Source organism: Erwinia artemisiae (genome assembly GCF_051400835.1).
Lineage (GTDB): Bacteria > Pseudomonadota > Gammaproteobacteria > Enterobacterales > Enterobacteriaceae > Erwinia > Erwinia aeris.
In genome coordinates this window covers 63,209-86,270 of the sequence record NZ_JBLFFM010000010.1, presented here as the reverse complement: position 1 = coordinate 86,270, position 23,062 = coordinate 63,209, and the positions used below count along the sequence as shown (strand labels likewise).

The following is a 23,062-nucleotide window of genomic DNA, read 5'->3' as shown; positions in this document are numbered from 1 at the left end:
AGACCTTGCCGGAAGGCGAGGTTTGCTCACAGCAAAAATAGTGTGGCTGACGTCTTCCGATGTTGGCCATTTTATTTTTGAAAGGAAAAAACTATGAATACTGTAGGCACGCCGTTACTTTGGGGCAGCTTTGCTGTCGTGGTGGTGATTATGCTGGCCATCGATCTGCTGATGCAGGGGCGGCGCGGCGCGCAAACCATGTCGATGAAGCAGGCCGCCTTCTGGTCGCTGGTCTGGATTAGCCTCTCGCTGCTGTTCGCCGCCGGGCTGTGGTGGTATCTGAAAGAAACCGTCGGGCCGCAGATCGCCCATACGCAATCCCTCGCCTTTCTGACCGGTTACGTGCTGGAAAAAGCGCTGGCCGTCGATAACGTTTTCGTCTGGCTGATGCTGTTCAGCTACTTCTCCGTTCCTGCTGCGCTTCAGCGACGCGTGCTGATTTACGGCGTGCTGGGCGCCATCGTGCTGCGTACCATCATGATTTTCGCCGGCAGCTGGCTGGTGTCGGAATTCAGCTGGATCCTCTACCTGTTCGGCGCGTTTCTGCTGTTTACCGGCGTCAAAATGGCGATGGCAGGCGGCGATGAAGGCGCGGTAGGCGATAAGCCGGTGGTGCGCTGGCTGCGTGGCCATCTGCGCATGACCGATAACCTGGAAGGCGAAAAGTTCTTTGTGCGCCGCAACGGCCTGCTCTACGCCACGCCGCTGCTGCTGGTGCTGATTATGGTCGAGCTGAGCGACGTTATTTTCGCCGTGGACAGCATTCCGGCTATTTTTGCCGTTACTACCGATCCCTTTATCGTCCTGACCTCTAACCTGTTCGCTATTCTTGGCCTGCGCGCGATGTACTTCCTGCTGGCTAACGTGGCGGAACGCTTCTCTATGCTGAAATATGGTCTGGCGATCGTGCTGATTTTTATCGGTATCAAGATGCTGATCGTCGATTTCTATCATATTCCGGTGGCGGTTTCGTTGAGCATCGTCGGCGGTATCCTGGCCATTACGCTGCTGATTAACGCTCTGGTTAACCGCCGCAACGATCGTTTAGCGCTGCGGAAATAACTTTTACCCTGACGTAACAGCCAGGCCCGACGGCAGAATATTCCGCCGCCGTCGGGCCACTTTTCGCTTCCCCTGCCAACACATTTCCTTATACTGCCTGCGCAAACACACCGATGCCGTCAGTTCAGCGCACACGACGCTGAGGCGCATTCCATCACTTTTACAGCTGGTTTTTATATGAGTATTGAAAAGAATCGTCCCGGCCTGTTGCAGCGTCTGATGCAGGCAGGCCTGGTTACGCAGATCTTGATCGGTCTGGTCGCTGGCGTGGCGCTGGCGTGGTTTTCCAAAGAGAGCGCGCTTTCCGTCAGCCTGTTCGGCTCGCTGTTTGTCAGCGCGCTGAAAGCCGTAGCGCCGCTGCTGGTCATGGTGCTGGTGATCTCCTCTATCGCCAACCACAAGCAGGGCCAGAAAACCTCTATCCGCCCTATCGTGATACTGTATCTGCTGAGCACGTTTTTTGCCGCCGTGCTGGCTGTGGCGTTCAGCCATTTGCTGCCGCAGACGCTGACGCTGAGCGCCGCCAATAATGAAATCACGCCGCCGTCCGGTATCCTGGCCGTCTTAAACGGCCTGCTGATGAGCATGGTTTCCAACCCGATCGACGCGCTGATGCATGCCAACTATATCGGCATCCTGGTGTGGGCGATTGGCCTGGGCTTCGCTTTCCGCCACAGCAGCGACACCACGCGCGCTTTCCTGAATGATGCCTCCGACGCCGTGACTTACCTGGTGCGTATTGTGATCCGCTTCGCTCCTGTCGGTATTTTCGGCCTTGTGGCGTCGATTCTGGCCTCTACCGGCTTTTCGGCGCTGTGGCAGTACGCGCATCTGCTTGCCCTGCTGCTGGGCTGTATGCTGCTGATGGCGCTGGTTATCAACCCCATTCTGGTCTACTGGAAGATCCGCCGTAATCCTTACCCGCTGGTCTTTACCTGCCTGCGGGAAAGCGGCGTCACCGCCTTCTTTACCCGCAGTTCGGCGGCCAATATCCCGGTAAATATGGCGCTGGCGAAGAAGCTTAATCTGGATGAAGACACCTATTCCGTCTCGATCCCCGTGGGCGCCAATATCAGTATGGCGGGCGCGTCCATCACCATTACCGTACTGACGCTGGCGGCGGTGAATACGCTGGGCATCCATGTAGATATCGGCACCTCGATCCTGCTTAGCCTTGTGGCCTCCATCTGCGCCTGCGGCGCGTCCGGCGTGGCGGGCGGTTCGCTGCTGCTGATCCCCGTCGCCTGCAATATGTTCGGCATCCCTAACGATGTGGCGATGCAGGTGGTAGCCGTAGGCTTTATTATCGGCGTTCTGCAGGACTCCGCCGAAACGGCGCTGAATTCTTCCGCCGATATTCTGTTTACCGCCGCGGCCTGCATGGCCGAAGAGCGTCGGGTGGAACAAAAAGCTTAACCGGCGGCGCCGTCAAAAGATGGCGCCCTGCTCAGCGAGAAATCCTGCCCTGCCGAACGGGTGGGTGGGGTTTCTCGCCCTGTCGCGCAGCGTTACGCGCCCGCTATAAAGTCACCCCGCTTTTAAAAATCGCCAGCTCGCGAAAATCATTCAGCTCGTTTCTGGTCTGACGGCCGCAGGCGATTTCCACCAGCAGATCGATAAATTTTTCCAGTAGCGTCGTCATCTCCACGCCCTGAAGCAAAGGCCCGGCATCAAAATCGATCCAGTGCGGTTTCTTCGCCGCCAGTTCGCTGTTGGTCGCCAGCTTAACGGTGGGCACAAAGCCGCCGTAGGGCGTGCCCCTGCCGGTACTGAACAGCACCATATGACAGCCCGCCGCCGCCAGCGCGCTGGTCGCCACGGCATCATTGCCCGGCGCGCTGAGTAAATTCAGCCCCGGCTTGCGTACGCGCTCGCCATATTTCAGCACGTCCACCACCTGGCTCCGACCCGCTTTCTGCGTGCAGCCCAGCGACTTTTCCTCCAGGGTAGTGATGCCGCCCGCTTTGTTGCCCGGCGAAGGGTTTTCAAAAACGGGCTGATGGTGCTGCAGGAAATAACGCTTGAAATCGTTAATCATATCGACAGTTTTGCGAAAGGTTGCTTCGTCCCGACAGCGGTTCATCAGGGTCTGTTCGGCGCCAAACATTTCAGGCACTTCCGTCAGCACTGTGGTGCCGCCGTTGGCTATCACCTCGTCTGAGAAACGTCCCAGCAAGGGGTTAGCGGTAATGCCGGAAAGGCCATCCGAGCCGCCGCATTCCAGGCCAAACGTCAGCTCGCTTAGCCGTCCAGCCTCGCGGCGATCGTTACGCATCGCTTTATACAGGCGACGTAGTTGAGCCAGCCCGGCTTCCACTTCATCATCGTGCTGCTGTAGCGTCATAAAGCCGACGCGATCGGCATCCACTTCGCCCAGCGTCTCGCGAAAAGCATCGATCTGATTGTTTTCGCAGCCCAAACCTATCACCAGTACCGCGCCGGCATTTGGATGGCGCACCATATTTTGCAGCAGGGTGCGCGTATTGAGATGGTCTTCTCCCAGCTGCGAGCAGCCATACGGATGGGTGAAGAGGAAAACGCCGTCAATATCTGTCGCGCCCTCGCTTTCTGCCATAAAGCGGGCCACCATTTGCTTTGCTATACCGTTGACACAGCCAACCGTTGGCAGTAGCCAGAGTTCGTTACGAATGGCGGGCCTGCCGTCACGGCGGCGGTAAATCTGCACTTCGCGATCGCCAGCCGGTTTTGGCAGCGTGACGAAATCCGGCCGATAGCGATAGGCATTTACGTCCCCAAGATTGGTACAGAGGTTATGAGAATGGACCCCTTCCCCTGCGGCGATCGCCTGGGTGGCATGCCCAACAGGCAGGCCATATTTTATAACTGGCTCATCCACAGCCAGCGGTAAAAGGGCGAACTTGTGCCCACGTGCGACAGGCTGTTGCAACACGATTACGTGCCGGTTTGCTTCCAGCGCCTCGCTTTCCGCCAGGTCAGCCAGCGCGACGGCGACGTTATCTTCAGGATCGATCCGGATATAACGCTGCATAATGTTTTCCTCAGCTAAGCGGGGCTGGCGTATGCCCTTGCTGATAAGTCGTGGCACCAATAACGTTACCCTTGCGGTCAGTCCCGGTACGGCATTGCGCTCCTTCCCCGGTATTGCGTTTCGCCCAGGGCGTTTTCTGTCCGTACTGGTAGCGGAGCCGCAACGATTCAGGACGGCGGTTACAGCTCAACGGCAAAATAGTCGCGCGCATTGTTAAAACAGATGTTTTCCACCATTTTGCCCAGCAGATTGAGATCGGCCGGTGCTTCACCGTTATCCACCCAGCCACCGATCGTTTCACACAGCAGGCGACGGAAATATTCATGCCGCGTGTAGGAGAGAAAGCTGCGGCTGTCGGTTAACATGCCAACGAAACGGCTGAGCATGCCCATTTGCGCCAGCTGCGTCAGCTGTCGCGTCATGCCGTCTTTCTGATCGTTGAACCACCACGCGGAACCGAACTGCATTTTGCCCGGCGCTCCTTCGCCCTGAAAATTGCCGGCCATCGTGGCGATAACTTCGTTATCCCGTGGGTTCAGGCAGTAGAGAATGGTTTTTGGCAGCGCATCCTTTCGGTGCTGGGCATCCAGCAAACGCGCCAGCGGTACGGCGATCGGAGCGTCGTTAACAGAGTCATGGCCCACGTCCGGCCCCAGCCGCGCAAACTGACGACTGTTGGCGTTACGCAATGCGCCGATATGATACTGCTGAACCCAGCCGCGCTGAGCGTACTGCGCGCCAAGCCATACCAGCACCGCCGTTTTAAATTGCGCAATCTCCAGCTCGTTCGGGCTTTTTCCGGCAAGACGCCGCGCCAGGATGCCGTCCAGCGTGGCTTCGTCCGCATCGGCATACAGCACAACATCCAGCGCATGGTCGGCAATTTTACAGCCGTGAGCGGCAAAATGGTCAAGCCGGCGGCTGAGTGCCTGGCGGAGATCGTCGAAGCGGACAATATCCGTATCGCTAACCGCAGCCAGTTTTTGCAGATAGTCACAGAAGCCGCCAGCCTCCAGATTGAGCGCCTTATCAGGACGCCAGCCTGGCAATATTTTGACAGCAAAACTGGCATCTTCAGCGAGCAGGCGATGGTAGCGCAGGTCGTCGATCGGATCGTCGGTCGTGCCCGCCATTTTCACATTCATCTGCTGCATGATGCCGCGAGTGCTGAACGCATCCTGTGCCAACAGCGCGTTGCACCGCGACCATATTTCTTCCGCCGTTTCCGACGACAGCAGCGTGTCCGTAATGCCAAAAGGTCGGCGCAGCTCAAGATGCGTCCAGTGGTAAAGAGGATTGCCAATGGTATCGGGCACCGTGCTGGCCCAGGCGGCAAACTTCTCACGATCGCTGCCGTTACCGGTAATCAGCGCTTCCGGTACGCCATTCGCCCGCATCGCTCGCCATTTGTAATGATCGCCTTTTAGCCAGATGTCATACAGATTTTTGAATCGATAATCCTCGGCAATCTGCTGCGGCGGCAGATGGCAGTGGTAGTCAAAAATGGGCTGCCCGGCCGCAAACTCATGGTACAAGCGGCGCGCAAACTCCCCCGACAGCAAAAAATCTTCCTGCATAAAACCCGACATACCCTTCTCCTGTGGTCAACATCCTTTGCTGCAAAGTTATCACACCAATTATTGAGATACGGCGTAATTTTGTGCAACCCCGATCACAAAAATGCCATTTACGCCTGACGGCGTTGCCGGGATAAAAAATAACCTATTGATTAATATGATATTAAAAAAACATTAGCCGCCTGGGCTGCAATTGTGACGTTTCTCTCCTTTAGAATCTGTATGACAAGTTATTGTTGCGGCATTCAGCCTCCTGACAGTACGGCGGTTGGAGAGTTAACGTGCGGGTGCCAACCAGCAAGCCGTCCCGCGTTGAAAAGGAAGCCATAAATCAATAGGGATTAGAAAAAGCGGGAGAATTTTATGCGTAAAATCAAAGGACTGCGTTGGTATATGATAGGTCTGGTCACGCTGGGCACCGTGCTGGGCTACCTGACACGCAATACGATTGCCGTTGCCGCGCCTACGCTGGAATCACAGCTGCATATCACGACCCAGCAGTACTCCTATATCGTCGCCGCCTATTCGGCCTGCTATACCGTGATGCAACCCGTCGCGGGTTATATCCTTGACGTGCTGGGAACGAAAGTGGGTTACGCTCTGTTTGCCATTCTTTGGGCGATTTTTTGCGGAGCCACGGCGTTGGCCAACAGCTGGACGGGGCTGGCGCTGGCTCGTGCCGCCGTAGGCGCGGCAGAGGCAGCGATGATCCCCGCCGGATTAAAAGCCAGCAGCGAATGGTTTCCGGCCAAAGAACGATCTATCGCGGTAGGCTATTTTAATGTCGGCTCGTCCATTGGCGCCATGCTGGCACCGCCTCTGGTTGTCTGGGCTATCGTGGCGCACAGCTGGCAGATGGCCTTTATTGTTACCGCCATCCTTAGCTTTATCTGGGCGTTATGCTGGCTGATTTTTTATCAGCATCCAAAAGATCATAAAAAACTGCATGAAACCGAGCGTCGGTACATTCTTTCAGGCCAGGAAGCGCACCATCAGGTCAGCAATGCGACCAAAATGAGCGCCTGGCAAATTGTTCGCAGCAGGCAATTCTGGGGGATCGCGCTACCGCGCTTTCTGGCTGAGCCCGCATGGGGAACGTTCAACGCCTGGATCCCCCTGTTTATGTTTCGGGCCTACGGCTTCAATCTGAAAGAAATTGCGCTGTTCGCCTGGATGCCGATGCTGTTCGCCGATCTTGGTTGTATCATCGGTGGCTATCTACCGCCGCTGTTCCAGCGCTGGTTCGGTGTCAATCTTATCGTCTCGCGTAAGCTGGTGGTTACTATGGGCGCGCTCCTGATGATTGCTCCCGGCACCATTGGCTTATTTAGCAGTCCCTACACCGCGATTGCCCTGCTTTGCGTAGGCGGCTTTGCTCATCAGGCGCTGTCGGGCGCGTTAATAACCCTTTCCTCCGATGTGTTTGGCCGCAATGAAGTGGCGACCGCCAATGGCCTGACGGGGATGGCGGCCTGGAGCGCCAGCACGCTGTTTGCGTTGATCGTCGGCGCCCTGGCGGACACGCTGGGATTCAGTCCGCTGTTCGCCGTGCTGGCGCTGATGGATGTGCTTGGCGCAGTAGCTATCTGGACATTATTAAGCAACCAACCCGCAGTCGATCAGAAGCAGCAGAGCGTCAGGTCGGCCGGGGCCGCCGCGCGCTAGTCCGGGTTTCTCCCGCCCGGCGGAAGTGGTATAACAAATTCCATCATTGTGCGGCAGGAGAAAGATTATGGTGTTGGCCGAATCCCGACGTCTTTACCAGCAGCTCGCTGCGGAATTTAAACGTCGTCTGGAGGAAGGGGTTTATGCCGTTGGCGAGAAATTACCGGCTGAACGCTTTATTGCAGAAGAAATGGGCGTCAGCCGCACTGTGGTGCGTGAAGCGATCATCATGCTGGAAGTAGAAGGATACGTTGAGGTACGCAAAGGCTCAGGTATCCATGTGATCTCACAACACCAGAGAAACAGCGTCGTTCCGGACGAACAGTCAGAATTTGCCAGCTTTGGCCCGTTTGAACTGCTACAGGCTCGCCAGCTGATTGAAAGCAATGTGGCAGAGTTTGCCGCCACTCAGGTAACCCGGCAGGATATTCAGCAGTTAATGGAAATCCAGCAGCAGGCCAGAAAAGAAGATCGCTTCCGTGATTCAGAATGGGATTTAAAATTCCATGTGCAGATTGCCCGCGCCACGCAAAACGGCGCGCTGGCCGCTATTGTAGAAAAAATGTGGCTGCACCGTTTGCACAACCCCTACTGGCTGAAACTGCATGAACACATTGACGACAGCGCTATGGAAAGCTGGTGTGACGATCACGATCGCATACTTAACGCCTTGATGCGTAAAGATCCGGCCGGCAGCAAGCTGGCCATGTGGCGGCACCTTGAACATACCCGCCAGATGCTGTTTAAAGCCACTTCAGACGATTTTGAACCCAGCATCGATCGTTACATGTTTACTGAAAATCCCGTTGTCGCCATCAAAGGCATCTCTGTGACCGATAAGTAAGGGTTTTGCCGCCGCCAGGCGGCGAAATTATTGCAGTTAACCCTCTAATTATGTCAGCCTGTGTAAAACTCCTTTGCACCTCCTGATTGCGCCTGTACAACAACGGTAATGCTGGCTTTGCCCAGGCTTATCAGACCGCATTCATAACGATTTGACGGCCCGGCGTATCAAGCCCGACAGGCCGTTTATTTTCACCTTTGTTTCTTTTTTTCGTGTTAAGACCAGGTTCCGCACGCATACTAACTACAACCATTTGTGATGAACTTTGCCGGAACATGGCGAAAATGCTATTCAGGGACACTTTATGGATATTTTAAAAGCGCTGGTCCATGCCCTCTGGCACCAGGATTATGTCATGCTGGCCGATCCCTCCTTGGTCTGGGCAATCTATTTAGTGCTGTTTATGATCTTATTTTTGGAAAATGGCCTGCTTCCTGCCGCTTTCCTGCCGGGCGACAGCCTGCTGATCCTGGTCGGCGTGCTGATTGCCAAAGGCACGATGAATTTTCCGCTTACGCTGCTGGTATTGACTACCGCCGCCAGCCTGGGCTGCTGGGTAGGCTATATTCAGGGGCGCTGGCTGGGCAATACGGCCACGGTGCAGCGCTGGCTCGCCCATCTACCCGCGCAGTATCATCAGCGCGCGCACGCTTTGTTCCATCGCCACGGGCTTTCGGCCCTGTTGATCGGCCGCTTTATCGCTTTTGTCCGCACGCTGCTGCCGACCATTGCCGGGCTGTCGGGCTTAAACAACGCGCGCTTTCAGTTCTTCAACTGGGTGAGCGGGCTGCTTTGGGTACTGATCCTGACGGTGCTGGGCTTTGCGCTGGGCAGAACGCCTCTTTTTCAGCGGTATGAAGATCAGCTGATGGCGTGCCTGATGATGCTGCCGCTGATTTTATTGGTTGTCGGCCTGTTTGGGTCGCTTTATGTTTTATGGAAAAAGAAACGCACTATGAATGAGAAAGGAAACTCATGATGAAAAATTACGCTTCCCGCAAACGAATACTGGGCCTGGTGGCGCTGGCATCGGTTGCGCTGACAATGATTGCGCTTTTGCCTGCCCTGTTTGGCGGTGAAACGGCGCTGCAAATTCGGGCCTCTCGCCAGGGTATTACGGTGCCAGACGGCTTCTATGTCTATCAGCGGCTGAACGCGGAAGGCATCCATATTAAAAGCATCACGCCGGATAAAAACACGCTGGTGATTAAATTTGATTCACAGGAGCAAAGTACCGCCGCCGAGAAAGTACTGCGCCGCCTGCTGCCGGAAGGCTTTGATATCGCTCAGCTCGAACAATCTTCTGAGTGGCTCAGCCGCATCAGCCCGCATAAGCAGAGCATCGGCTAAGAAACGTGCCCGGCAGTGCCACTTCCGGGCCTCTATCCTTAAGAATCTTCTCTCTTTTTGAGCTTTCCGCATTTCCTGACTATGCTTAACTGGCCGGCGTAAGCGGCAAGCATGACAGGATTAACGGGGTTGTATCAGCGAACCCAAACAATGGAAGGTCACTTTATGAAATACCGCACGATCCTTGGCCTCAGCCTTTTATCCCTGACCACTTTCGCTCAGGCGGCAGACTCGCTGTGCCTGCAAAAAGAGCAGGACATTCAGCACGAGATCGATTTAGCCCGTCAGCACGACAACCAGCGCCGCGTTACTGGTCTGGAGCGGGCGTTGACGGAGGCTCGCGCGGGCTGTACGGACGACAAACTGAAGGCGAGCCATCAGGAAAAGATCGATGAGCTGCAGCAGAAAGTGGAAGAGCGGCAAAAAGAGCTGAACCAGGAGAGAGCGGATGGCGATGATAAAGAGAAAATCGCTAAACGTGAACGCAAGCTGGCAGAAGCAAAACGTGAACTGAAGGAAGTCCAGGCCGCCCCTTACTGAGGCAGGCAGGATTCTCATTACTGATTATAAAGGAGTTTGTTATGTCAAAAGATATCACTTCCGATCATCTGCGTGCGGAATTAAAGAATCTGGCGGATACGCTGGAAGAAGTGCTGAGCAACACCACTGACAAATCAAAAAACGAGCTGGACAAGCTGCGTAGCAAAGCACAGAGCGCGCTGAAAGATACCCGCGCACGTTTAGGCGACTCCGGCGATCGCCTCGCCAAAACTTCGCGTGAAGTTGCCGATAATGCGGACGTTTACGTGCGCGAAAATCCATGGACCAGCGTGGGCATCGGCGCCGCTATCGGCGTAGTGCTGGGCGTGCTGCTGACGCGTCGATAACAATGAAAGATTCCCAGCAAAGCCAGGGCCCAGGCAAAGGGGTCATCAACATCGGGCAGCGCCTCGTCACCACTCTGGTCGGGATTGTAGAAACCCGCGTCAGGCTGGCCGTCGTGGAGCTGGAAGAAGAGAAGGCGAACCTGATCCAGCTGTTGATCATGGTCGGGCTGACCATGCTCTTTACCGCTTTTGGCCTGATGAGCCTGATGGTGCTCATTATCTGGGCGGTGGATGCACAGTATCGCCTGATGGCTATCGGCATTACCACGGCGGTGCTTTTTGCATTAGCGCTGTTCTTTGGACTCTGGACGCTGGCCAAATCTCGTCGTTCTACCCTTCTGGGCGCTACCCGTAAAGAACTGAAATCCGATCGTAAGCTACTGGAGAACGATTAATGAGCCGCGAGCGTGACGAGCGTAAGGCCGAACTGCTGCGTCAGATCCAACAGCAGCGGCTCGATCTCAGCATCCAAAAGAAATTCTGGCTGGAAAGTACTGCCCGTTACGATCGCGGCTGGCTAACGCTGCTCAGCCTGAAGCGTTATATTGCGGTCGGCAGCGGCCTGGCGGCTATCTGGTCGGTGCGTAATCCACGCCGTATTACCCGCTGGGCCAAGCGCGGCCTGGGTATCTGGAGTACGGTGCGTATGGTACGCAACTTCCTGCCGGGCCGCTGATGCTTTCTGTTCTTTCTCAGGTTCAGCCTCGCTGAACCTGAATACTCAATTTTTCTGAAGAACTTTGACAGTTTAACTCGCTTACAATCCTCTCTCCTGACGAATATTATCTTCTGCAACGACCGGGAATTAACGCGTATTCAGCGTCACAACCGGGCTTCATGCGGCCAGGAGCTATTCAGGCCAGATAAAATTTATCGGGGATTAACATGAAAAAATTAGAAGATATCGGCTTTCTGGTCGCGCGTATTTTGATGCCTGTCCTGTTTATCGTGGCGGGCTGGGGAAAAATTACCGGTTATGCGGGCACGCAACAGTATATGGAAGCAATGGGCGTACCGGGCTTTTTACTGCCGCTGACCATTTTGCTGGAGTTCGGCGGCGGTCTGGCTATCCTGTTTGGCTTCCTGACGCGCTTTACCGCCATCTCCACCGCCATTTTTACGCTGATTACCGCATTTGTGTTTCACAGTAATTTCAGCGTAGACGGTAACTCTATTAACTTTATGAAAAATATGAGTATCTCTGGTGGTTATCTGCTGCTGTTTATTACCGGCCCTGGTGCATACAGTATCGACCGCTTAATTAAAAGAAAAAAATAAACAATGATTAAAGCAGGGCTTTATGCCCTGCTTTCAATAAGCGCCAGCGTATCTGATTAAAAGATTAACCAATTTCTTAACCAGACGACTATAACGTTAATTTTTCTGTACGGTATAAAAATAATGCCAGGGGATGTGACTCTCCGAACCAGACCGCCAATTAAGCCGATTTATTTTTGATCTGTGAGATAGCGCTGATACCAAAATTAACGATACCGACGATGCCGGAACCGATATTCGTAATAGCGCTAATGAAATCCAGTTCCAGAATGCTGCCGATACCGGATCCCAGCGTACCCGCCGCCGAGGTTGCATCCGTTGTCAGGCCGCCAGCTGAGGTGCCCAGATCTACCACGCCTCCAATTGCTGCGCCAATGCTTTTACCTAAATCGGCAAAGAAGCCGGCACCTGAGACGACGTCAACTTCCTGGCTGTTTAATTCACGCATAAAATTCTCCTTTTTTATTAATAACCCCACGCCATAAAACAGGCGAGGAACTATTTTAATGACAGCCAGCAAAAAAAGTCAAATATCTACAGGCCCAAATCAATACAGAATAAAGGCAGCCTTAAAACAGGCATTGTATTAATGGTGAAAACCAGAATGTAATTAGCGCTTTTAATTATAAAGCCGGGGCATTACATCCAGTAAAGTTAAAAAAACCAACCTGATACCCTCTATTTTATCGCATAATTATTTTTAGGAGAAAGTAACGAGCTTTTTTCTGATAACAGGTTATATTCTTTTATTATCATTTAATTATCAGGGAGTTTACATGGGACAGCTTATTGACGGCGTCTGGCACGATAACTGGTACGACACAAAATCCACGGGCGGGCGCTTTAAACGTTCTGATTCTGCCTGGCGCAGTTGGGTAACGCCCGACGGCTCTGCTGGCGCAGACGGCAAAGCCGGTTTTCGTGCCGAGGCGGATCGCTATCACCTCTATGTTTCGCTTGCCTGCCCCTGGGCGCATCGAACGCTGTTGATGCGTCAGCTAAAAGGGCTGGAAAAGCTTATTTCCGTGTCGGTAGTCCATCCGCTAATGCTGGAAAACGGCTGGACGTTTGATGAAGATTTTGCGGGCGCGACGGGCGACAGCCTTTATCAGAACGAATTCCTGTATCAACTTTATTTGCACGCTGATAAGGACTATACCGGCCGGGTCACCGTCCCGGTACTTTGGGACAAGCAGCAGCAGACTATCGTCAGTAATGAATCAGCCGATATTTTGCGAATGTTTAACAGCGCATTCGACGCGGCAGGCGCCCGCGCCGGCGATTACTATCCGGCGGACTTACGCGCCAAAATCGATGAGGTGAACGGCTGGGTTTACGACACCGTTAACAACGGCGTCTATAAAGCGGGGTTCGCTACTTCTCAGGCGGCCTATGACGAGGCGGTCACCGCCCTTTTCCAGTCACTGGACAGGCTTGAACAAATACTGGGGCAGCATCGCTATCTGACCGGCGACCGGCTGACCGAGGCGGACCTGCGTCTGTGGACGACCTTAGTTCGCTTCGATCCGGTTTATGTGACGCATTTCAAATGCGATCGCTATCGTATTAGCGACTATCTGAACCTGAGCGGCTTTTTACGAGAAATTTATCAGCTGCCGGGCATCGCTGAAACGGTCGATCTGGCGCATATCCGCCATCATTATTACCGTAGCCACAAGACGATCAATCCCTACGGCGTTATCTCGACCGGCCCGGCTTTCGACTGGGACGAGCCACACGGGCGCGATGAACGCTTCCGCTAGCCGGCGTTATCCCCTGAGCGGCGCGTGACGCTTCGCCAGCAGCTTAGGGATCTCCCGCAGGCACCATGATTTGGCTTCGCCCATGCTGTCGCGGCGCCAGGCCATAATGATATCGACCTCTTTGCTGTATTCCGGGCTGACAACACGCAGACGCCCTTCGGCAATATCTTTTTCCACCATCGGGTACGGCATGGACGCCACGCCCAGCCCGGCCAGCAGCGCACGGCGCTTATCTTCGATTGAACTGACGGTCAGCCGCTGCTGCTTATCCAGTAGCTGTACGGTCAGTACCGGGCGCTCGCGCGCCGTATCCGCTACGGCAATACCCCGATATTTCACCCGTGATGGTTCCGATAACGGTTCCGGTTCCTGATGGATAGGATGATCCGGGCTGGCGACGATCACGCTCATAATGCTGTACAGTTTGCGGGTGTTGATCTCTGAAGAGGCGCGAAAATGCATATCCGGCGCGATAACGATATCCGCGCGGCCCTGCTCCAGCCTTTCCCAGGCGCCCGCCAGCACTTCCGTCACCAGCGCGATTTGCGTATTGGCTTTTTCGGCAAGTTTATCAATCAAAGGAAAGAGATATTCGCAAGGAACCAGCGCTTCGGTAACGATAGTCAACTGTGTTTCCCAGCCCCGCGCCAGCGCTTCCGCATCGGTGGTCAGCTTATCGGCCGCTTCCAGCAAAATCCGGCCCCGCTCCAGCAGCATGCGTCCTACGTTGGTAAACTTAGTTCGGTGTCCGGAGCGGTCAAACAGCACCACGTCCAGCTCCTCTTCCAGCTTTTGCATGGTGTAGCTGAGCGCTGAAGGGACGCGGCCCAGCTCATCTGCCGCCGCCGCAAAGCTGCCGCGTCGATCGATAGCATCCATTACTCGCAGCGCCTCCAGCGTCAGAGCGCGATCTTTTGCCATAGCGGTTCTCTTTCAGGATTTTTGAATATGGCAAGCAGATTAACTGGCTAACAATCTGGCGTCCAGCGCCTTACTATAGCGGCATAATAAATGACCGACGCGGTTTGCCGGTTAATAAGGAGGAAAATATGATTACCAGTCGCACCGTACAACAGTGTGGTCAAGCCGATTACGGCTGGCTCCAGGCGCGATACACGTTTTCCTTCGGCCACTATTTTGATCCTCAACTGCTGGGCTACGCCTCTTTACGCGTGCTCAATCAGGAAGTGCTGACACCAGGGGCTTCCTTCCAACCCAGAACCTGGCCAAAGGTCGATGTTGTTAATCTGATCCTGCAGGGCGAAGCGGAGTACCGCGACAGCGACGGCAACCATGTCGTGGCGCGCGCGGGCGAAGCTTTGCTGCTGGCTGCCCAACCGGGGATCAGCTACAGCGAGCATAATATCAGTGGCGAGAAGCCATTGACGCGTATGCAGCTTTGGCTGGACGCCTGTCCCGACAGGGAAAACGCGGCGATTCAATGCCTGTCGATCCCGACTAACGCGAGCGCCATACTGCTGGCCTCGCCGGACGGTGCACAACAGAGCCTGCAGCTTCGCCAACAGGCCTGGATTTATCATCTGAGACTGCAACCGGGCGAAGATGTGACGCTGCCGTTACGTGGTTCGCGCGCCTATCTGCAATCAATTCACGGCGGCTTTACCGTGACCGCATCTTCAGCGGATCGGCAGACGCTTGCCTGCGGCGACGGCGCATTTATCGAAAAAGAGCAGAGCGTGACGATAACGGCAACCACGCCAACGCGCGCGCTGGTGATTGATTTAGCCGAGTAGTCGCCGTTGCCTACTCCTGTAAAACTCGCCAGCGATGCATGACGGGTTTAGCTGCCTGATACGTCAAATAAGCTGATGGGCACGGCGACCCTCTCGCCGATTGACCAGCCTTTTTTGCCTAAAATATGCTGAGGCGTGTTTTCCGGCACGGTAAAAAAGAAGGTGTTGCTCTCTTCTTCTACTTTTCCCTCGTCTAAATCTTCAGGGTCCAGATCCATCTCGTCCAGCTCTTCTTCAGACAGCCCTAAATGGGTGGCCAGTATCGATCTTTTCATCGTTTATCTCCTCAGCGTTAACGCTTACGGTTAAAATTTTCAAAGCGCCGTAGTTATTTTATATCCTCAGGTAAATTTCGTTCGTTAATCGCACGTTGATTTTCTCTGGCCTATTGTCAGAGGTGAGCGATAACACGAGGAGCAGGGAATGAAAAAGCTGGCTGTGATGTTTGTGCTTTTACTGGTTGGCTGTGTCGATTTAGGGCGCATTGGGACGCATCCTGACATGAAACAGGTCTACCTGAAGGGATATCCACACAATGTTGCCGACTGTCTTTTTGCTGCGGCGCAGAGTCAGCACCTTCGGCTGGAGCGGGACGGCCGCCTGACTCAAGGTATTGAAAAGTATAATCTGACGGACAGAAATTACGACAACGTGGCCTGGATTGAAATTGCGGCAGCAGGCCGTCAACAATCCAGCGTGACCTTCTATTATGCTAAGGAGCCTGACGTCAGCGCGGCGGTTTCCGCCATGGCGGCGCGCTGCAAAGACTCGCGCTTTTAAGCTTTTGCTTACACAAAAAGCGTTGTGAACAGGCCGCACCGTAGAAAGCAAAAAACCCGCCGAAGCGGGTTTCTTACTGAAAATGTTGAAGCTGACCGGTAAGCCGCTTTCCTTTCATAAAAAGCGTCGTGGACGGTTCTGCCGCAGAAAGCAAAAAACCCGCCGAAGCGGGTTTCTTACTGAAAATGTTGAAGCTGACCGGTAAGCCGGGTTCTGTCGTGGACAGTCATTCATCTAGGCCAGCAATCGCTCACTGGCTCAAGCAGCCTACCCGGGTTCAGTACGGGCCGTACCTTGTGAACCCCTATTTGGCCTTGCTCCGGGTGGAGTTTACCGTGCCACGAACTGTTGCCAGCCGCGCGGTGCGCTCTTACCGCACCCTTTCACCCTTACCTGATCCCACAAGTGGGCCATCGGCGGTTTGCTCTCTGTTGCACTGGTCGTGGGCTTGCGCCCCCCAGGCGTTACCTGGCACCCTGCCCTATGGAGCCCGGACTTTCCTCCCCTTTGTCTGTCTCCCCCGAAGGAGGACGGCAACAAAGCGGCGACTGTCTGGTCAGCTTCGGCGCGGATAATAGGGCATTCCGCGCGGTTTGTCACCCCTCTTGCTGCTCCAGCGCATACTTATAGAGCGCATTCTTTTTTACGCCGTGAATTTCGGCGGTCAGCGCGGCGGCTTTTTTCAGCGGCAGCTCCTGCTGCAACAGCGCCAGCGTGCGCAGCGCTTCCGGCGGCAGCGCGTCTTCCACGGCCTGATAGCCTTCCACAATCAGCACCATTTCGCCTTTGCGGCGATTTTCGTCTTCTTTAACCCAGGCCAGCAGCTCGCCCACCGGCGCGCCGTGAATCGATTCCCAGGTTTTGGTGATTTCCCGCGCCAGGACTACGTAGCGCTCGCTTCCCCATACGCTGACCATATCCTGTAAGCTTTCCAGCAGGCGATGGGTGGATTCATAAAAAATCAGCGTGCGGGATTCCTGCTCCAGCGCGCGCAGCGTGTCGCAACGGCCTTTGCTTTTGGCGGGCAGAAACCCTTCGTAACAGAATCGATCGGACGGCAACCCCGCCGCGCTTAATGCTGTAATCGCCGCGCAGGCGCCAGGCAACGGCACCACGTTTACGCCCGCTTCCCGGCAAAGACGAACCAAATGATAGCCGGGATCGTTAATCAACGGCGTGCCGGCATCGGAAACCAGCGCTATGCTTTGCCCGTCCCGAAGCTTTGCCAACAGCGTTTCCGCCTTCTGCTGCTCGTTGTGATCGTGTAATGCGAACAGGCGCGCATTGATGGCGAAATGTTGTAGCAACAGCCCGGTATGACGTGTATCTTCCGCTGCGATCAGGTCGACGCTGGCAAGCACCGAGAGCGCACGCTGGGTAATATCGCCCAGGTTACCAATCGGTGTGGGAACGATGTAGAGCGTGCTGGCCGAAATCTCTTCGCGTTGTTTCATTGTTTGATCCGAATTGCCGATTTAATATTGAGCATCTTGAAAAAAACATAACTGGATACAGTATGCTTCCTTCGAAAGTCATTCATAACAAAGCAGGACGCTGCGTGCCTCTGCTGCTGGCGGCCCTGATTTTTGCCGGTTGTTCCGGCCAGGGCCCACAGGCGCCGACGGTCAACGTGCAGGGCACCGCGACAGGCACTTCCGACTCTTATTTGCAGCAAATGCAGCAAAGTTCAGATGATAACAAGGTTGACTGGCAATTACTCGCAATCCGGGCGCTGCTGAACGAAGGAAAAATTCCTCAGGCCAGCGACCAGCTGGCCAACCTGCCGCAGCAGCTGAATGATGTCCAGCATCAGGAATCGCTGCTGCTACAGGCGCAGCTCAAGGTGATGCAGAAGGATGCGGCCGGCGCGGCGCAGCTTTTGCAGCAGATTGATGCCGCCTCCCTGTCGAAGGAGCAGCAGGCCCGTTACTACCAGCTGCAAATTGCCGGCAGCCAGGGATTAACGCAGCTGCGCGCTTATATTGCGCAGGAACCGCTGCTGAGCTCGCCAGCCGATAAGCAGAAAAATATTGATGCAACCTGGCTGGCGCTGAGCCAGATGACGCCAGAGCAGGCCAACGGCCTGGTGATCAACGCCGATGAAAACACGCTACAGGGCTGGCTGGATCTGCTCAACGTCTATAAGGCCAACGTCAGCGATCCCACGATGCTGAAAGCGGGCATCAGCGACTGGCAGACGCGCTATCCTAACAACCCGGCGGCGAAAATGCTGCCAACGGCGCTGAGCCAGGTGCAGAACTTCCAGCAGTCGTCGACCGGTAAAATTGCGCTGCTGCTGCCGTTAAGCGGCCAGGCGCAGATCTTCGCCAAAGCGATTCAGAAAGGGTTTGACGACGCACGCAATGGTGCGCTGGCCCAGCCGGCTGCACAGCCGCAGGCCGCCGCCGCCAGCACCGCACCTGTTGACGCCAATACCGCCACGCCTGTCGATGCCAACGCCGTGCCAGCAGCAGCCAGTCCGGCCACCGATAGCGCTGCTGCTCAGCCAGCTGCGCAAAACAGCGATAGCGCCGCTCAGCCTGCCGTGCAGAACGGCAGCGTGGCGCAAACCGCGCCGCCATCCAGTTCGGCGCAGGTTCAGGTCTACGACACCAGCAGCCAGCCGATAGATCAGGTGCTGGCGCAGGCGCAGAAAGACGGCGCCACGCTGGTGGTCGGCCCGCTGCTGAAAAGCAACGTCGAGCGTTTAGCTGCCTTACAAACGCCGTTGAATATCCTGGCGCTTAACGAGCCGGAGACGGTACAGAACCATCCGAATCTTTGTTACTTTGCGCTTTCTCCTGAAGACGAAGCGCGTGACGCCGCGCATCATATGTGGGATCAGGGCAAGCGTTCGCCGCTGCTGCTGGTGCCGCGCAGCTCGTTGGGCGATCGCGTCAGCAAAGCATTTGCTGCAGAATGGCAGCAGCTGGGCGGCGCGACCGTGCTACAACAGCAGTTCGGTTCGCAGGGCGAGCTGAAGCAGGGCATTAATAGCGGTGCGGGCTTGCGTCTGACCGGTACGCCGATCGTTGCTCAGCCGCAGCAGCCGCAGGGCGTAACTATTGCGGGCCTGACCATTCCGGCGCCGCAGGCGGATACACCAGCGGCAGGCGACGGCAGCGTGGATTCGCTGTATGTCGTGGCGACGCAGGATGAGATGGCGCTTATCAAGCCTTCCCTCTCCATGCGCGTCAGCAGCCGCAATATGGCACAGATTTATGCCAGCTCGCGCAGCTATCAGGCGGGCAGCGGCCCGGACTATCGTCTGGAGATGGAAGGCGTGCAGTTCAGCGATATCCCGCTGCTGTCGGGCGCTAATCCCTCGCTGATGCAGCAGGCGGCTAAAAACTTTAACAACGATTACTCTCAGGTTCGTCTCTATGCCATGGGCGTGGACGCATGGACCCTGGCCAATCACTTCAATGAAGTGCGCCAGCTGCCGGGCTTCCGGCTGCAGGGGGAAACCGGCAACCTGAGCGCCACCCAGGACTGCGTCATCAACAGGAAGTTGGTATGGAGCCAGTATCGCCAGGGACAAATCGTTCCGGCATCCTGAGCCGTCAGCAAACGGGGGCGGGCTATGAGCTACAGGCCCGCCGCCTGCTGGAAAGTGCAGGATTAACTTTTATCGCGGCTAACGTCCGCTTTCGCGTCGGAGAGATCGACCTGATTATGCGCGATGGCGAGACGTGGGTTTTCGTAGAGGTGCGCTATCGCCGTAACGATCGGTTCGGCGGCGCCGCCGCCAGCGTAACCCGCAGCAAGCAGCAAAAGCTGCTGAAAGCCGCAGCCTTATGGCTGAACGGTCGCCAGAGCAGCCTTGAGAGCGCCCGCTGCCGCTTTGATGTGGTAGCGATAACCGGCGCACGAACGGACTGGTTGTCCGATGCTTTTACGGCGGAGTAATTTCGCCAACCACTTGCCAGGTGAAAAACGTGCTGGAAAGAATCAAAGTTTGTTTTACCGAAAGTATTCAGACGCAGATAGCCGCAGCGGAAGCGCTGCCGGATGCTATTTCGCGCGCGGCGATGACGATTGTCCAGTCGCTGCTGAACGGCAATAAAGTGCTGAGCTGTGGCAACGGCACCTCCAGCGCCAACGCCCAGCACTTTGCGGCCAGTATGATCAACCGTTACGAAACCGAGCGCCCCAGCCTGCCTGCGGTAGCGCTGAGCGCGGATAACGTGCTGCTGACGGCAATCGGCAACGATCGCCTGCACGACGAAATCTACGCCAAGCAGGTCCGCGCGCTGGGCCATGCTGGCGATATTCTGCTGGCCATTTCAACGCGCGGCAACAGCCGTGATATTGTGAAGGCCGTTGAGGCAGCGGTAACGCGCGATATGACGATTGTCGCGCTGACCGGCTATGACGGCGGCGAACTCGCCGGTTTGCTGGGTCCACAGGACGTGGAAATTCGTATTCCCTCGCACCGGAGCGCGAGGATTCAGGAAATGCATATGTTAACCGTGAATTGCCTGTGCGATTTGATCGATAACACCTTGTTTCCCCACCAGGACGTTTAAGGAGCTATGATGAAGCTGATTTCCGCAACCGCCATCGTGCTGTCCGCGCTGATGCTACAGGGCTGCGTCGCCGCCGTGATCGGCAGCGCGGCGGTCGCCACCAAAACGGCCACCGACCCGCGTACCGTGGGCACCCAGGTTGATGACGGCACGCTGGAGTTACGCGTCAGCAACGCGCTGGCGAAAGACGACCAGATCAAAAAAGAAGCCCACATCGTGGCAACGGCCTATCAGGGCAAAGTGCTGCTGACCGGCCAGGCGCCGAGCGCCGATGTCGCTAACCGCGCCAAACAGATCGCCGTCGGCGTGGATGGCGCAACCGAGGTCTATAACGAAATCCGCACCAGCGAGAAGGCCAGCTTTGGCACGGCCTCTTCCGATACCTGGATCACCACCAAAGTGCGTTCCAACCTGCTTTCCAGCGACCAGGTCAAATCTTCTAACGTGAAGGTCACCACCGAAAACGGCGAGGTGTTCCTGTTAGGTCTGGTCACTACCGCAGAAGCCAAAGCGGCGGCCGATATCGCCAGCCGGGTCAGCGGCGTGAAGCACGTCACCACCGCGTTCACTATTCTGCAATAAGCAGCAAAAGCCCGGCCAATGCCGGGCTTTCACTTTTATCATACCGCGTCGCCCGCTATAGCCGACTCAGACAATCCATCGCTACCGCCTTGAAGCTGACAAAATCCTTGCTGTCGCGCAGCCGCGCCATCGCCCGCTCGCGCAGGAACGTCACGAACAGATCGTAAATCGCCATCGCCTCTTCATAATCGCTTTTGCTGATCGCCAGCAGAAAGATCACCGAGGCCGTTTCGTCTCCCCATGCGATGCCCTGCGGCGCCAGCACGGTATAGACCACGCTTTTCTTCGCCAGCAGGCCCAGCGAGTGCGGTAGCGCAATGCCTTCGCCAAACATCGTGCTGACAATGGCTTCGCGCTCCACGACGGAATCGTGAAACGTCTGGTCGACCGCGCCCTCTTTTTCCAGCCGATCGCAGAGCATACGGAACAGCTCCGCCTGGGTTACGGGCTGGTCGATAACAAGAAAATGGCCGGCGTCAAAGAACTTTTCCAGCATATAAGGCCGGGTGCGATCCACCAGCACCAGTTTGCCAATCTGCTCCAGCTGGTATTCCGTGGGAAAAGGCGACATCACCACCACCGGCTTTTGTTTCTCGACCAGGCGCGTAGTGGAGATAACAAAATCTTCTTCAATACCCGGCTGCTGCTCATACTCGCGCTGCGAAATAATATTGTTGACCACGATCTGCGGATATTTCCGCATCAGCATCGCCTGGATCATGCGCACGGTGGAATTGCCGGTATCGCACACCAGCAGCACCTGCGGATGGCGCCGGTAGCCGACGTCATAGTGCCGCTCCAGGCCGACGCCGATATGCAGCACCAGAAATCCCATCTCGTTTTCACTGATGGTATAAGGGGTGTATTTTCCCCAGCTGGATACGGCGGCCAGCGTCACGTCCCACGCCATCGGATAGTGCTGCTTGATGTTCGCCAGCAGCGGGTTAGGAATAGCGATCTGGTAACGCACACGGGTGATCATGGTTTTAATATGGGTCAGCAAATCCGCCCGCAGCTGCCCGTCGCTTTGCAGATTAAAGTTGTAGTGAGTATTGATGTAGCTAAGGATGTAATTGACCAGCGATTCGCCGTCGTCCGGGCTGATGGCATCCGGCGCAATCGCCTCAACGCGCCGTGCCGCGATATTAACGCGCAGGTAGGCTTCTTCTGCGGCTGAGAACGCTTTGCCGGTGAGCGGCTGTAGTAGCGCAATCAGATGGCGCGCCGCGCCTCGCACGTCGTCATCCACGTCGTCAGCCGTGAAATCGGAAAGCGGATAGCCTTCGCTGATGCGCCTTACGGACACCGCACAGTAGAGGCGCAGATAAAACTCACCCTCATCCGTCATCCTGACGGCAAAACGCCCCAGCGACTGGCTCAGCAGCGGCTGTAGCGTAGCCAGAATGCCGCTGTTCAGCACCTCCAGATGCAGCAGCGGATCGTCGGCATCCTCCTGTGCAATCTGGTAGAGCAGATCGGTCAGGCAGGTGCGCACGGCCATTTCGCTGCCGAACAGCTTCATGCCGTAGCGCGGCCGGGTTTCAATCACCAGCTGATAGCGCGCCAGCCACTCTCTCACTTCAGCCATATCGCTTTGCAGCGTGGCGCGGCTGACAAACCATTCATCGGCCAGATCTTCCAGCTTAAGGGAATAGGCTGAGGTGAGAAATCGGGTTAACAGGTAATGCACTCGCGCCGCCGAGGTGCGGGGAATGCGTAAAGACGAAGGCGACTGGTGCCGCAGCTGGCTGTAGCGCTGCGCATCTTCAATTTTTAACCGATAGCCCTCGCCCCGATTCAGCACAAAGCGGATGCCATGATCGGCCAGTAGCTCATTCAGCGCGGTAATGTCCGTACGTACGGTGCGGGTAGATACCGCAAAACGGCGCGCCAGCTCGTCCTGAGGCAGCGTTTCGTTTTGCAGCGTATCGAAAAGTCTTGCAAGGCGTTGGTTAGGGAATCTCACCGGGTTTCCTGTGGT

At 55.7% G+C, this 23,062-nt stretch carries 25 protein-coding genes and 1 other RNA gene; 18 read left to right on the top strand and 8 right to left on the bottom strand.

Annotated features, from left to right (window positions below):
• The first annotated feature begins 93 nt into the window (after positions 1–93).
• Both ACMGEE_RS18630 and sstT read left to right on the top strand, forming a co-directional pair.
• Positions 94–1,062, top strand: a complete 969-nt coding sequence (locus ACMGEE_RS18630; protein ID WP_253455751.1) for a TerC family protein — start codon at positions 94–96, stop codon at positions 1,060–1,062.
• Positions 1,063–1,239: 177 nt separating this feature from the next.
• On the top strand, positions 1,240–2,478 hold the full coding sequence (gene sstT / locus ACMGEE_RS18625; protein ID WP_394148764.1) for a serine/threonine transporter SstT: 1,239 nt from the start codon (positions 1,240–1,242) through the stop codon (positions 2,476–2,478).
• Between the two features lie 103 nt (positions 2,479–2,581).
• Here sstT and ACMGEE_RS18620 read toward each other — a convergent pair whose 3' ends face one another.
• A complete protein-coding gene (locus ACMGEE_RS18620) occupies positions 2,582–4,072 on the bottom strand; it encodes a UxaA family hydrolase (RefSeq protein ID WP_436830459.1) in 1,491 nt (496 codons plus the stop codon).
• A 179-nt stretch (positions 4,073–4,251) separates the two neighbouring features.
• On the bottom strand, positions 4,252–5,661 hold the full coding sequence (gene uxaC, locus ACMGEE_RS18615; RefSeq protein ID WP_436830458.1) for a glucuronate isomerase: 1,410 nt from the start codon (positions 5,659–5,661) through the stop codon (positions 4,252–4,254).
• 351 nt (positions 5,662–6,012) lie between these two features.
• On the opposite strand from uxaC, the gene ACMGEE_RS18610 reads away from it, so the two are divergent.
• The 9 genes from ACMGEE_RS18610 to ACMGEE_RS18570 all read left to right on the top strand — a co-directional run bounded on the left by ACMGEE_RS18610 (position 6,013) and on the right by ACMGEE_RS18570 (position 11,673).
• A complete protein-coding gene (locus ACMGEE_RS18610) occupies positions 6,013–7,314 on the top strand; it encodes an MFS transporter (protein ID WP_253455761.1) in 1,302 nt (433 codons plus the stop codon).
• 67 nt (positions 7,315–7,381) lie between these two features.
• Positions 7,382–8,158 carry a transcriptional regulator ExuR gene (gene exuR / locus ACMGEE_RS18605; protein WP_436830457.1) on the top strand — a complete coding sequence of 259 codons (777 nt, stop codon included), beginning with the start codon at positions 7,382–7,384 and terminating at the stop codon, positions 8,156–8,158.
• Between the two features lie 304 nt (positions 8,159–8,462).
• Positions 8,463–9,137, top strand: coding sequence for a DedA family protein (locus tag ACMGEE_RS18600; RefSeq protein ID WP_253455768.1), 675 nt, complete (start codon positions 8,463–8,465; stop codon positions 9,135–9,137).
• Complete coding sequence (gene mzrA, locus ACMGEE_RS18595; RefSeq protein WP_253455772.1) at positions 9,134–9,508, top strand: EnvZ/OmpR regulon moderator MzrA; 375 nt, start codon at positions 9,134–9,136, stop codon at positions 9,506–9,508. Before ACMGEE_RS18600 ends, mzrA begins: the two co-directional genes overlap by 4 nt.
• Before the next feature lie 165 nt (positions 9,509–9,673).
• Complete coding sequence (locus ACMGEE_RS18590) at positions 9,674–10,048, top strand: DUF1090 domain-containing protein (protein WP_148101255.1); 375 nt, start codon at positions 9,674–9,676, stop codon at positions 10,046–10,048.
• 41 nt (positions 10,049–10,089) lie between these two features.
• Positions 10,090–10,395: an ElaB/YgaM/YqjD family protein gene (locus ACMGEE_RS18585; RefSeq protein ID WP_125290365.1), complete on the top strand. Its 306-nt coding sequence runs from the start codon at positions 10,090–10,092 to the stop codon at positions 10,393–10,395.
• A 2-nt stretch (positions 10,396–10,397) separates the two neighbouring features.
• Positions 10,398–10,790: a phage holin family protein gene (locus ACMGEE_RS18580; RefSeq protein WP_125290364.1), complete on the top strand. Its 393-nt coding sequence runs from the start codon at positions 10,398–10,400 to the stop codon at positions 10,788–10,790.
• The gene (locus ACMGEE_RS18575; RefSeq protein WP_253455775.1) at positions 10,790–11,071 is read left to right on the top strand and encodes a YqjK-like family protein; all 282 of its coding nucleotides are present in this window, start codon (positions 10,790–10,792) and stop codon (positions 11,069–11,071) included. Before ACMGEE_RS18580 ends, ACMGEE_RS18575 begins: the two co-directional genes overlap by 1 nt.
• A 209-nt stretch (positions 11,072–11,280) precedes the next feature.
• The gene (locus ACMGEE_RS18570) at positions 11,281–11,673 is read left to right on the top strand and encodes a DoxX family protein (RefSeq protein ID WP_253455778.1); all 393 of its coding nucleotides are present in this window, start codon (positions 11,281–11,283) and stop codon (positions 11,671–11,673) included.
• 160 nt (positions 11,674–11,833) lie between these two features.
• Here the strand turns inward: ACMGEE_RS18570 and ACMGEE_RS18565 are convergent, their stop codons facing one another.
• Positions 11,834–12,121, bottom strand: coding sequence for a hypothetical protein (locus tag ACMGEE_RS18565; RefSeq protein WP_301252936.1), 288 nt, complete (start codon positions 12,119–12,121; stop codon positions 11,834–11,836).
• A gap of 328 nt (positions 12,122–12,449) precedes the next feature.
• On the opposite strand from ACMGEE_RS18565, the gene ACMGEE_RS18560 reads away from it, so the two are divergent.
• Entirely contained in the window at positions 12,450–13,436 is a 987-nt protein-coding gene (locus ACMGEE_RS18560; RefSeq protein ID WP_436830456.1) for a glutathione S-transferase family protein, read from the top strand.
• Between the two features lie 6 nt (positions 13,437–13,442).
• Here the strand turns inward: ACMGEE_RS18560 and ACMGEE_RS18555 are convergent, their stop codons facing one another.
• Positions 13,443–14,357, bottom strand: a complete 915-nt coding sequence (locus ACMGEE_RS18555; RefSeq protein WP_125290359.1) for a LysR family transcriptional regulator — start codon at positions 14,355–14,357, stop codon at positions 13,443–13,445.
• Between the two features lie 128 nt (positions 14,358–14,485).
• Between ACMGEE_RS18555 and ACMGEE_RS18550 the strand changes: the two genes are divergently transcribed.
• A complete protein-coding gene (locus ACMGEE_RS18550) occupies positions 14,486–15,190 on the top strand; it encodes a pirin family protein (protein ID WP_253455784.1) in 705 nt (234 codons plus the stop codon).
• 47 nt (positions 15,191–15,237) lie between these two features.
• On the opposite strand, the gene ACMGEE_RS18545 is transcribed toward ACMGEE_RS18550, so the two are convergent.
• On the bottom strand, positions 15,238–15,465 hold the full coding sequence (locus ACMGEE_RS18545) for a hypothetical protein (RefSeq protein ID WP_253455785.1): 228 nt from the start codon (positions 15,463–15,465) through the stop codon (positions 15,238–15,240).
• A 148-nt stretch (positions 15,466–15,613) separates the two neighbouring features.
• Between ACMGEE_RS18545 and ACMGEE_RS18540 the strand changes: the two genes are divergently transcribed.
• Entirely contained in the window at positions 15,614–15,970 is a 357-nt protein-coding gene (locus ACMGEE_RS18540; RefSeq protein ID WP_253455787.1) for a hypothetical protein, read from the top strand.
• A gap of 186 nt (positions 15,971–16,156) precedes the next feature.
• Here the strand turns inward: ACMGEE_RS18540 and rnpB are convergent.
• Both rnpB and rsmI read right to left on the bottom strand, forming a co-directional pair.
• Positions 16,157–16,534: RNase P RNA component class A (gene rnpB / locus ACMGEE_RS18535), an RNA gene on the bottom strand.
• Between the two features lie 32 nt (positions 16,535–16,566).
• Positions 16,567–17,424 carry a 16S rRNA (cytidine(1402)-2'-O)-methyltransferase gene (gene rsmI, locus ACMGEE_RS18530; protein ID WP_253455789.1) on the bottom strand — a complete coding sequence of 286 codons (858 nt, stop codon included), beginning with the start codon at positions 17,422–17,424 and terminating at the stop codon, positions 16,567–16,569.
• Positions 17,425–17,486: 62 nt separating this feature from the next.
• On the opposite strand from rsmI, the gene ACMGEE_RS18525 reads away from it, so the two are divergent.
• The 4 genes from ACMGEE_RS18525 to dolP are packed head-to-tail and all read left to right on the top strand — an operon-like array spanning position 17,487 to position 21,081.
• Entirely contained in the window at positions 17,487–19,529 is a 2,043-nt protein-coding gene (locus ACMGEE_RS18525) for a penicillin-binding protein activator (RefSeq protein WP_369895153.1), read from the top strand.
• Positions 19,487–19,879 (top strand): YraN family protein, encoded by a 393-nt coding sequence (locus ACMGEE_RS18520; protein WP_301252923.1) that lies wholly within the window; start codon positions 19,487–19,489, stop codon positions 19,877–19,879. Before ACMGEE_RS18525 ends, ACMGEE_RS18520 begins: the two co-directional genes overlap by 43 nt.
• A gap of 29 nt (positions 19,880–19,908) precedes the next feature.
• The gene (gene diaA / locus ACMGEE_RS18515; RefSeq protein ID WP_125290352.1) at positions 19,909–20,499 is read left to right on the top strand and encodes a DnaA initiator-associating protein DiaA; all 591 of its coding nucleotides are present in this window, start codon (positions 19,909–19,911) and stop codon (positions 20,497–20,499) included.
• Between the two features lie 9 nt (positions 20,500–20,508).
• On the top strand, positions 20,509–21,081 hold the full coding sequence (gene dolP / locus ACMGEE_RS18510; RefSeq protein ID WP_301730289.1) for a division/outer membrane stress-associated lipid-binding lipoprotein: 573 nt from the start codon (positions 20,509–20,511) through the stop codon (positions 21,079–21,081).
• Positions 21,082–21,136: 55 nt separating this feature from the next.
• Here dolP and ACMGEE_RS18505 read toward each other — a convergent pair whose 3' ends face one another.
• Positions 21,137–23,047: a BglG family transcription antiterminator gene (locus tag ACMGEE_RS18505; RefSeq protein WP_253455800.1), complete on the bottom strand. Its 1,911-nt coding sequence runs from the start codon at positions 23,045–23,047 to the stop codon at positions 21,137–21,139.
• Positions 23,048–23,062: the final 15 nt, after the last annotated feature.

Bases quoted from the DNA above. Each gene is read 5' to 3' on its own strand.
- ACMGEE_RS18540 (WP_253455787.1), top strand. From the start codon at position 15,614: ATGAAAAAGCTGGCTGTGATGTTTGTGCTTTTACTGGTTGGCTGTGTC.
- ACMGEE_RS18580 (WP_125290364.1), top strand. From the start codon at position 10,398: ATGAAAGATTCCCAGCAAAGCCAGGGCCCAGGCAAAGGGGTCATCAAC.
- rsmI (WP_253455789.1), bottom strand. From the start codon at position 17,424: ATGAAACAACGCGAAGAGATTTCGGCCAGCACGCTCTACATCGTTCCC.
- ACMGEE_RS18520 (WP_301252923.1), top strand. From the start codon at position 19,487: ATGGAGCCAGTATCGCCAGGGACAAATCGTTCCGGCATCCTGAGCCGT.
- exuR (WP_436830457.1), top strand. From the start codon at position 7,382: ATGGTGTTGGCCGAATCCCGACGTCTTTACCAGCAGCTCGCTGCGGAA.
- ACMGEE_RS18545 (WP_253455785.1), bottom strand. From the start codon at position 15,465: ATGAAAAGATCGATACTGGCCACCCATTTAGGGCTGTCTGAAGAAGAG.
- dolP (WP_301730289.1), top strand. From the start codon at position 20,509: ATGAAGCTGATTTCCGCAACCGCCATCGTGCTGTCCGCGCTGATGCTA.
- ACMGEE_RS18550 (WP_253455784.1), top strand. From the start codon at position 14,486: ATGATTACCAGTCGCACCGTACAACAGTGTGGTCAAGCCGATTACGGC.
- ACMGEE_RS18610 (WP_253455761.1), top strand. From the start codon at position 6,013: ATGCGTAAAATCAAAGGACTGCGTTGGTATATGATAGGTCTGGTCACG.
- ACMGEE_RS18600 (WP_253455768.1), top strand. From the start codon at position 8,463: ATGGATATTTTAAAAGCGCTGGTCCATGCCCTCTGGCACCAGGATTAT.
- mzrA (WP_253455772.1), top strand. From the start codon at position 9,134: ATGATGAAAAATTACGCTTCCCGCAAACGAATACTGGGCCTGGTGGCG.
- ACMGEE_RS18565 (WP_301252936.1), bottom strand. From the start codon at position 12,121: ATGCGTGAATTAAACAGCCAGGAAGTTGACGTCGTCTCAGGTGCCGGC.
- ACMGEE_RS18630 (WP_253455751.1), top strand. From the start codon at position 94: ATGAATACTGTAGGCACGCCGTTACTTTGGGGCAGCTTTGCTGTCGTG.
- uxaC (WP_436830458.1), bottom strand. From the start codon at position 5,661: ATGTCGGGTTTTATGCAGGAAGATTTTTTGCTGTCGGGGGAGTTTGCG.
- ACMGEE_RS18555 (WP_125290359.1), bottom strand. From the start codon at position 14,357: ATGGCAAAAGATCGCGCTCTGACGCTGGAGGCGCTGCGAGTAATGGAT.
- ACMGEE_RS18560 (WP_436830456.1), top strand. From the start codon at position 12,450: ATGGGACAGCTTATTGACGGCGTCTGGCACGATAACTGGTACGACACA.
- sstT (WP_394148764.1), top strand. From the start codon at position 1,240: ATGAGTATTGAAAAGAATCGTCCCGGCCTGTTGCAGCGTCTGATGCAG.
- ACMGEE_RS18575 (WP_253455775.1), top strand. From the start codon at position 10,790: ATGAGCCGCGAGCGTGACGAGCGTAAGGCCGAACTGCTGCGTCAGATC.
- ACMGEE_RS18585 (WP_125290365.1), top strand. From the start codon at position 10,090: ATGTCAAAAGATATCACTTCCGATCATCTGCGTGCGGAATTAAAGAAT.
- ACMGEE_RS18570 (WP_253455778.1), top strand. From the start codon at position 11,281: ATGAAAAAATTAGAAGATATCGGCTTTCTGGTCGCGCGTATTTTGATG.
- ACMGEE_RS18525 (WP_369895153.1), top strand. From the start codon at position 17,487: ATGCTTCCTTCGAAAGTCATTCATAACAAAGCAGGACGCTGCGTGCCT.
- ACMGEE_RS18620 (WP_436830459.1), bottom strand. From the start codon at position 4,072: ATGCAGCGTTATATCCGGATCGATCCTGAAGATAACGTCGCCGTCGCG.
- ACMGEE_RS18590 (WP_148101255.1), top strand. From the start codon at position 9,674: ATGAAATACCGCACGATCCTTGGCCTCAGCCTTTTATCCCTGACCACT.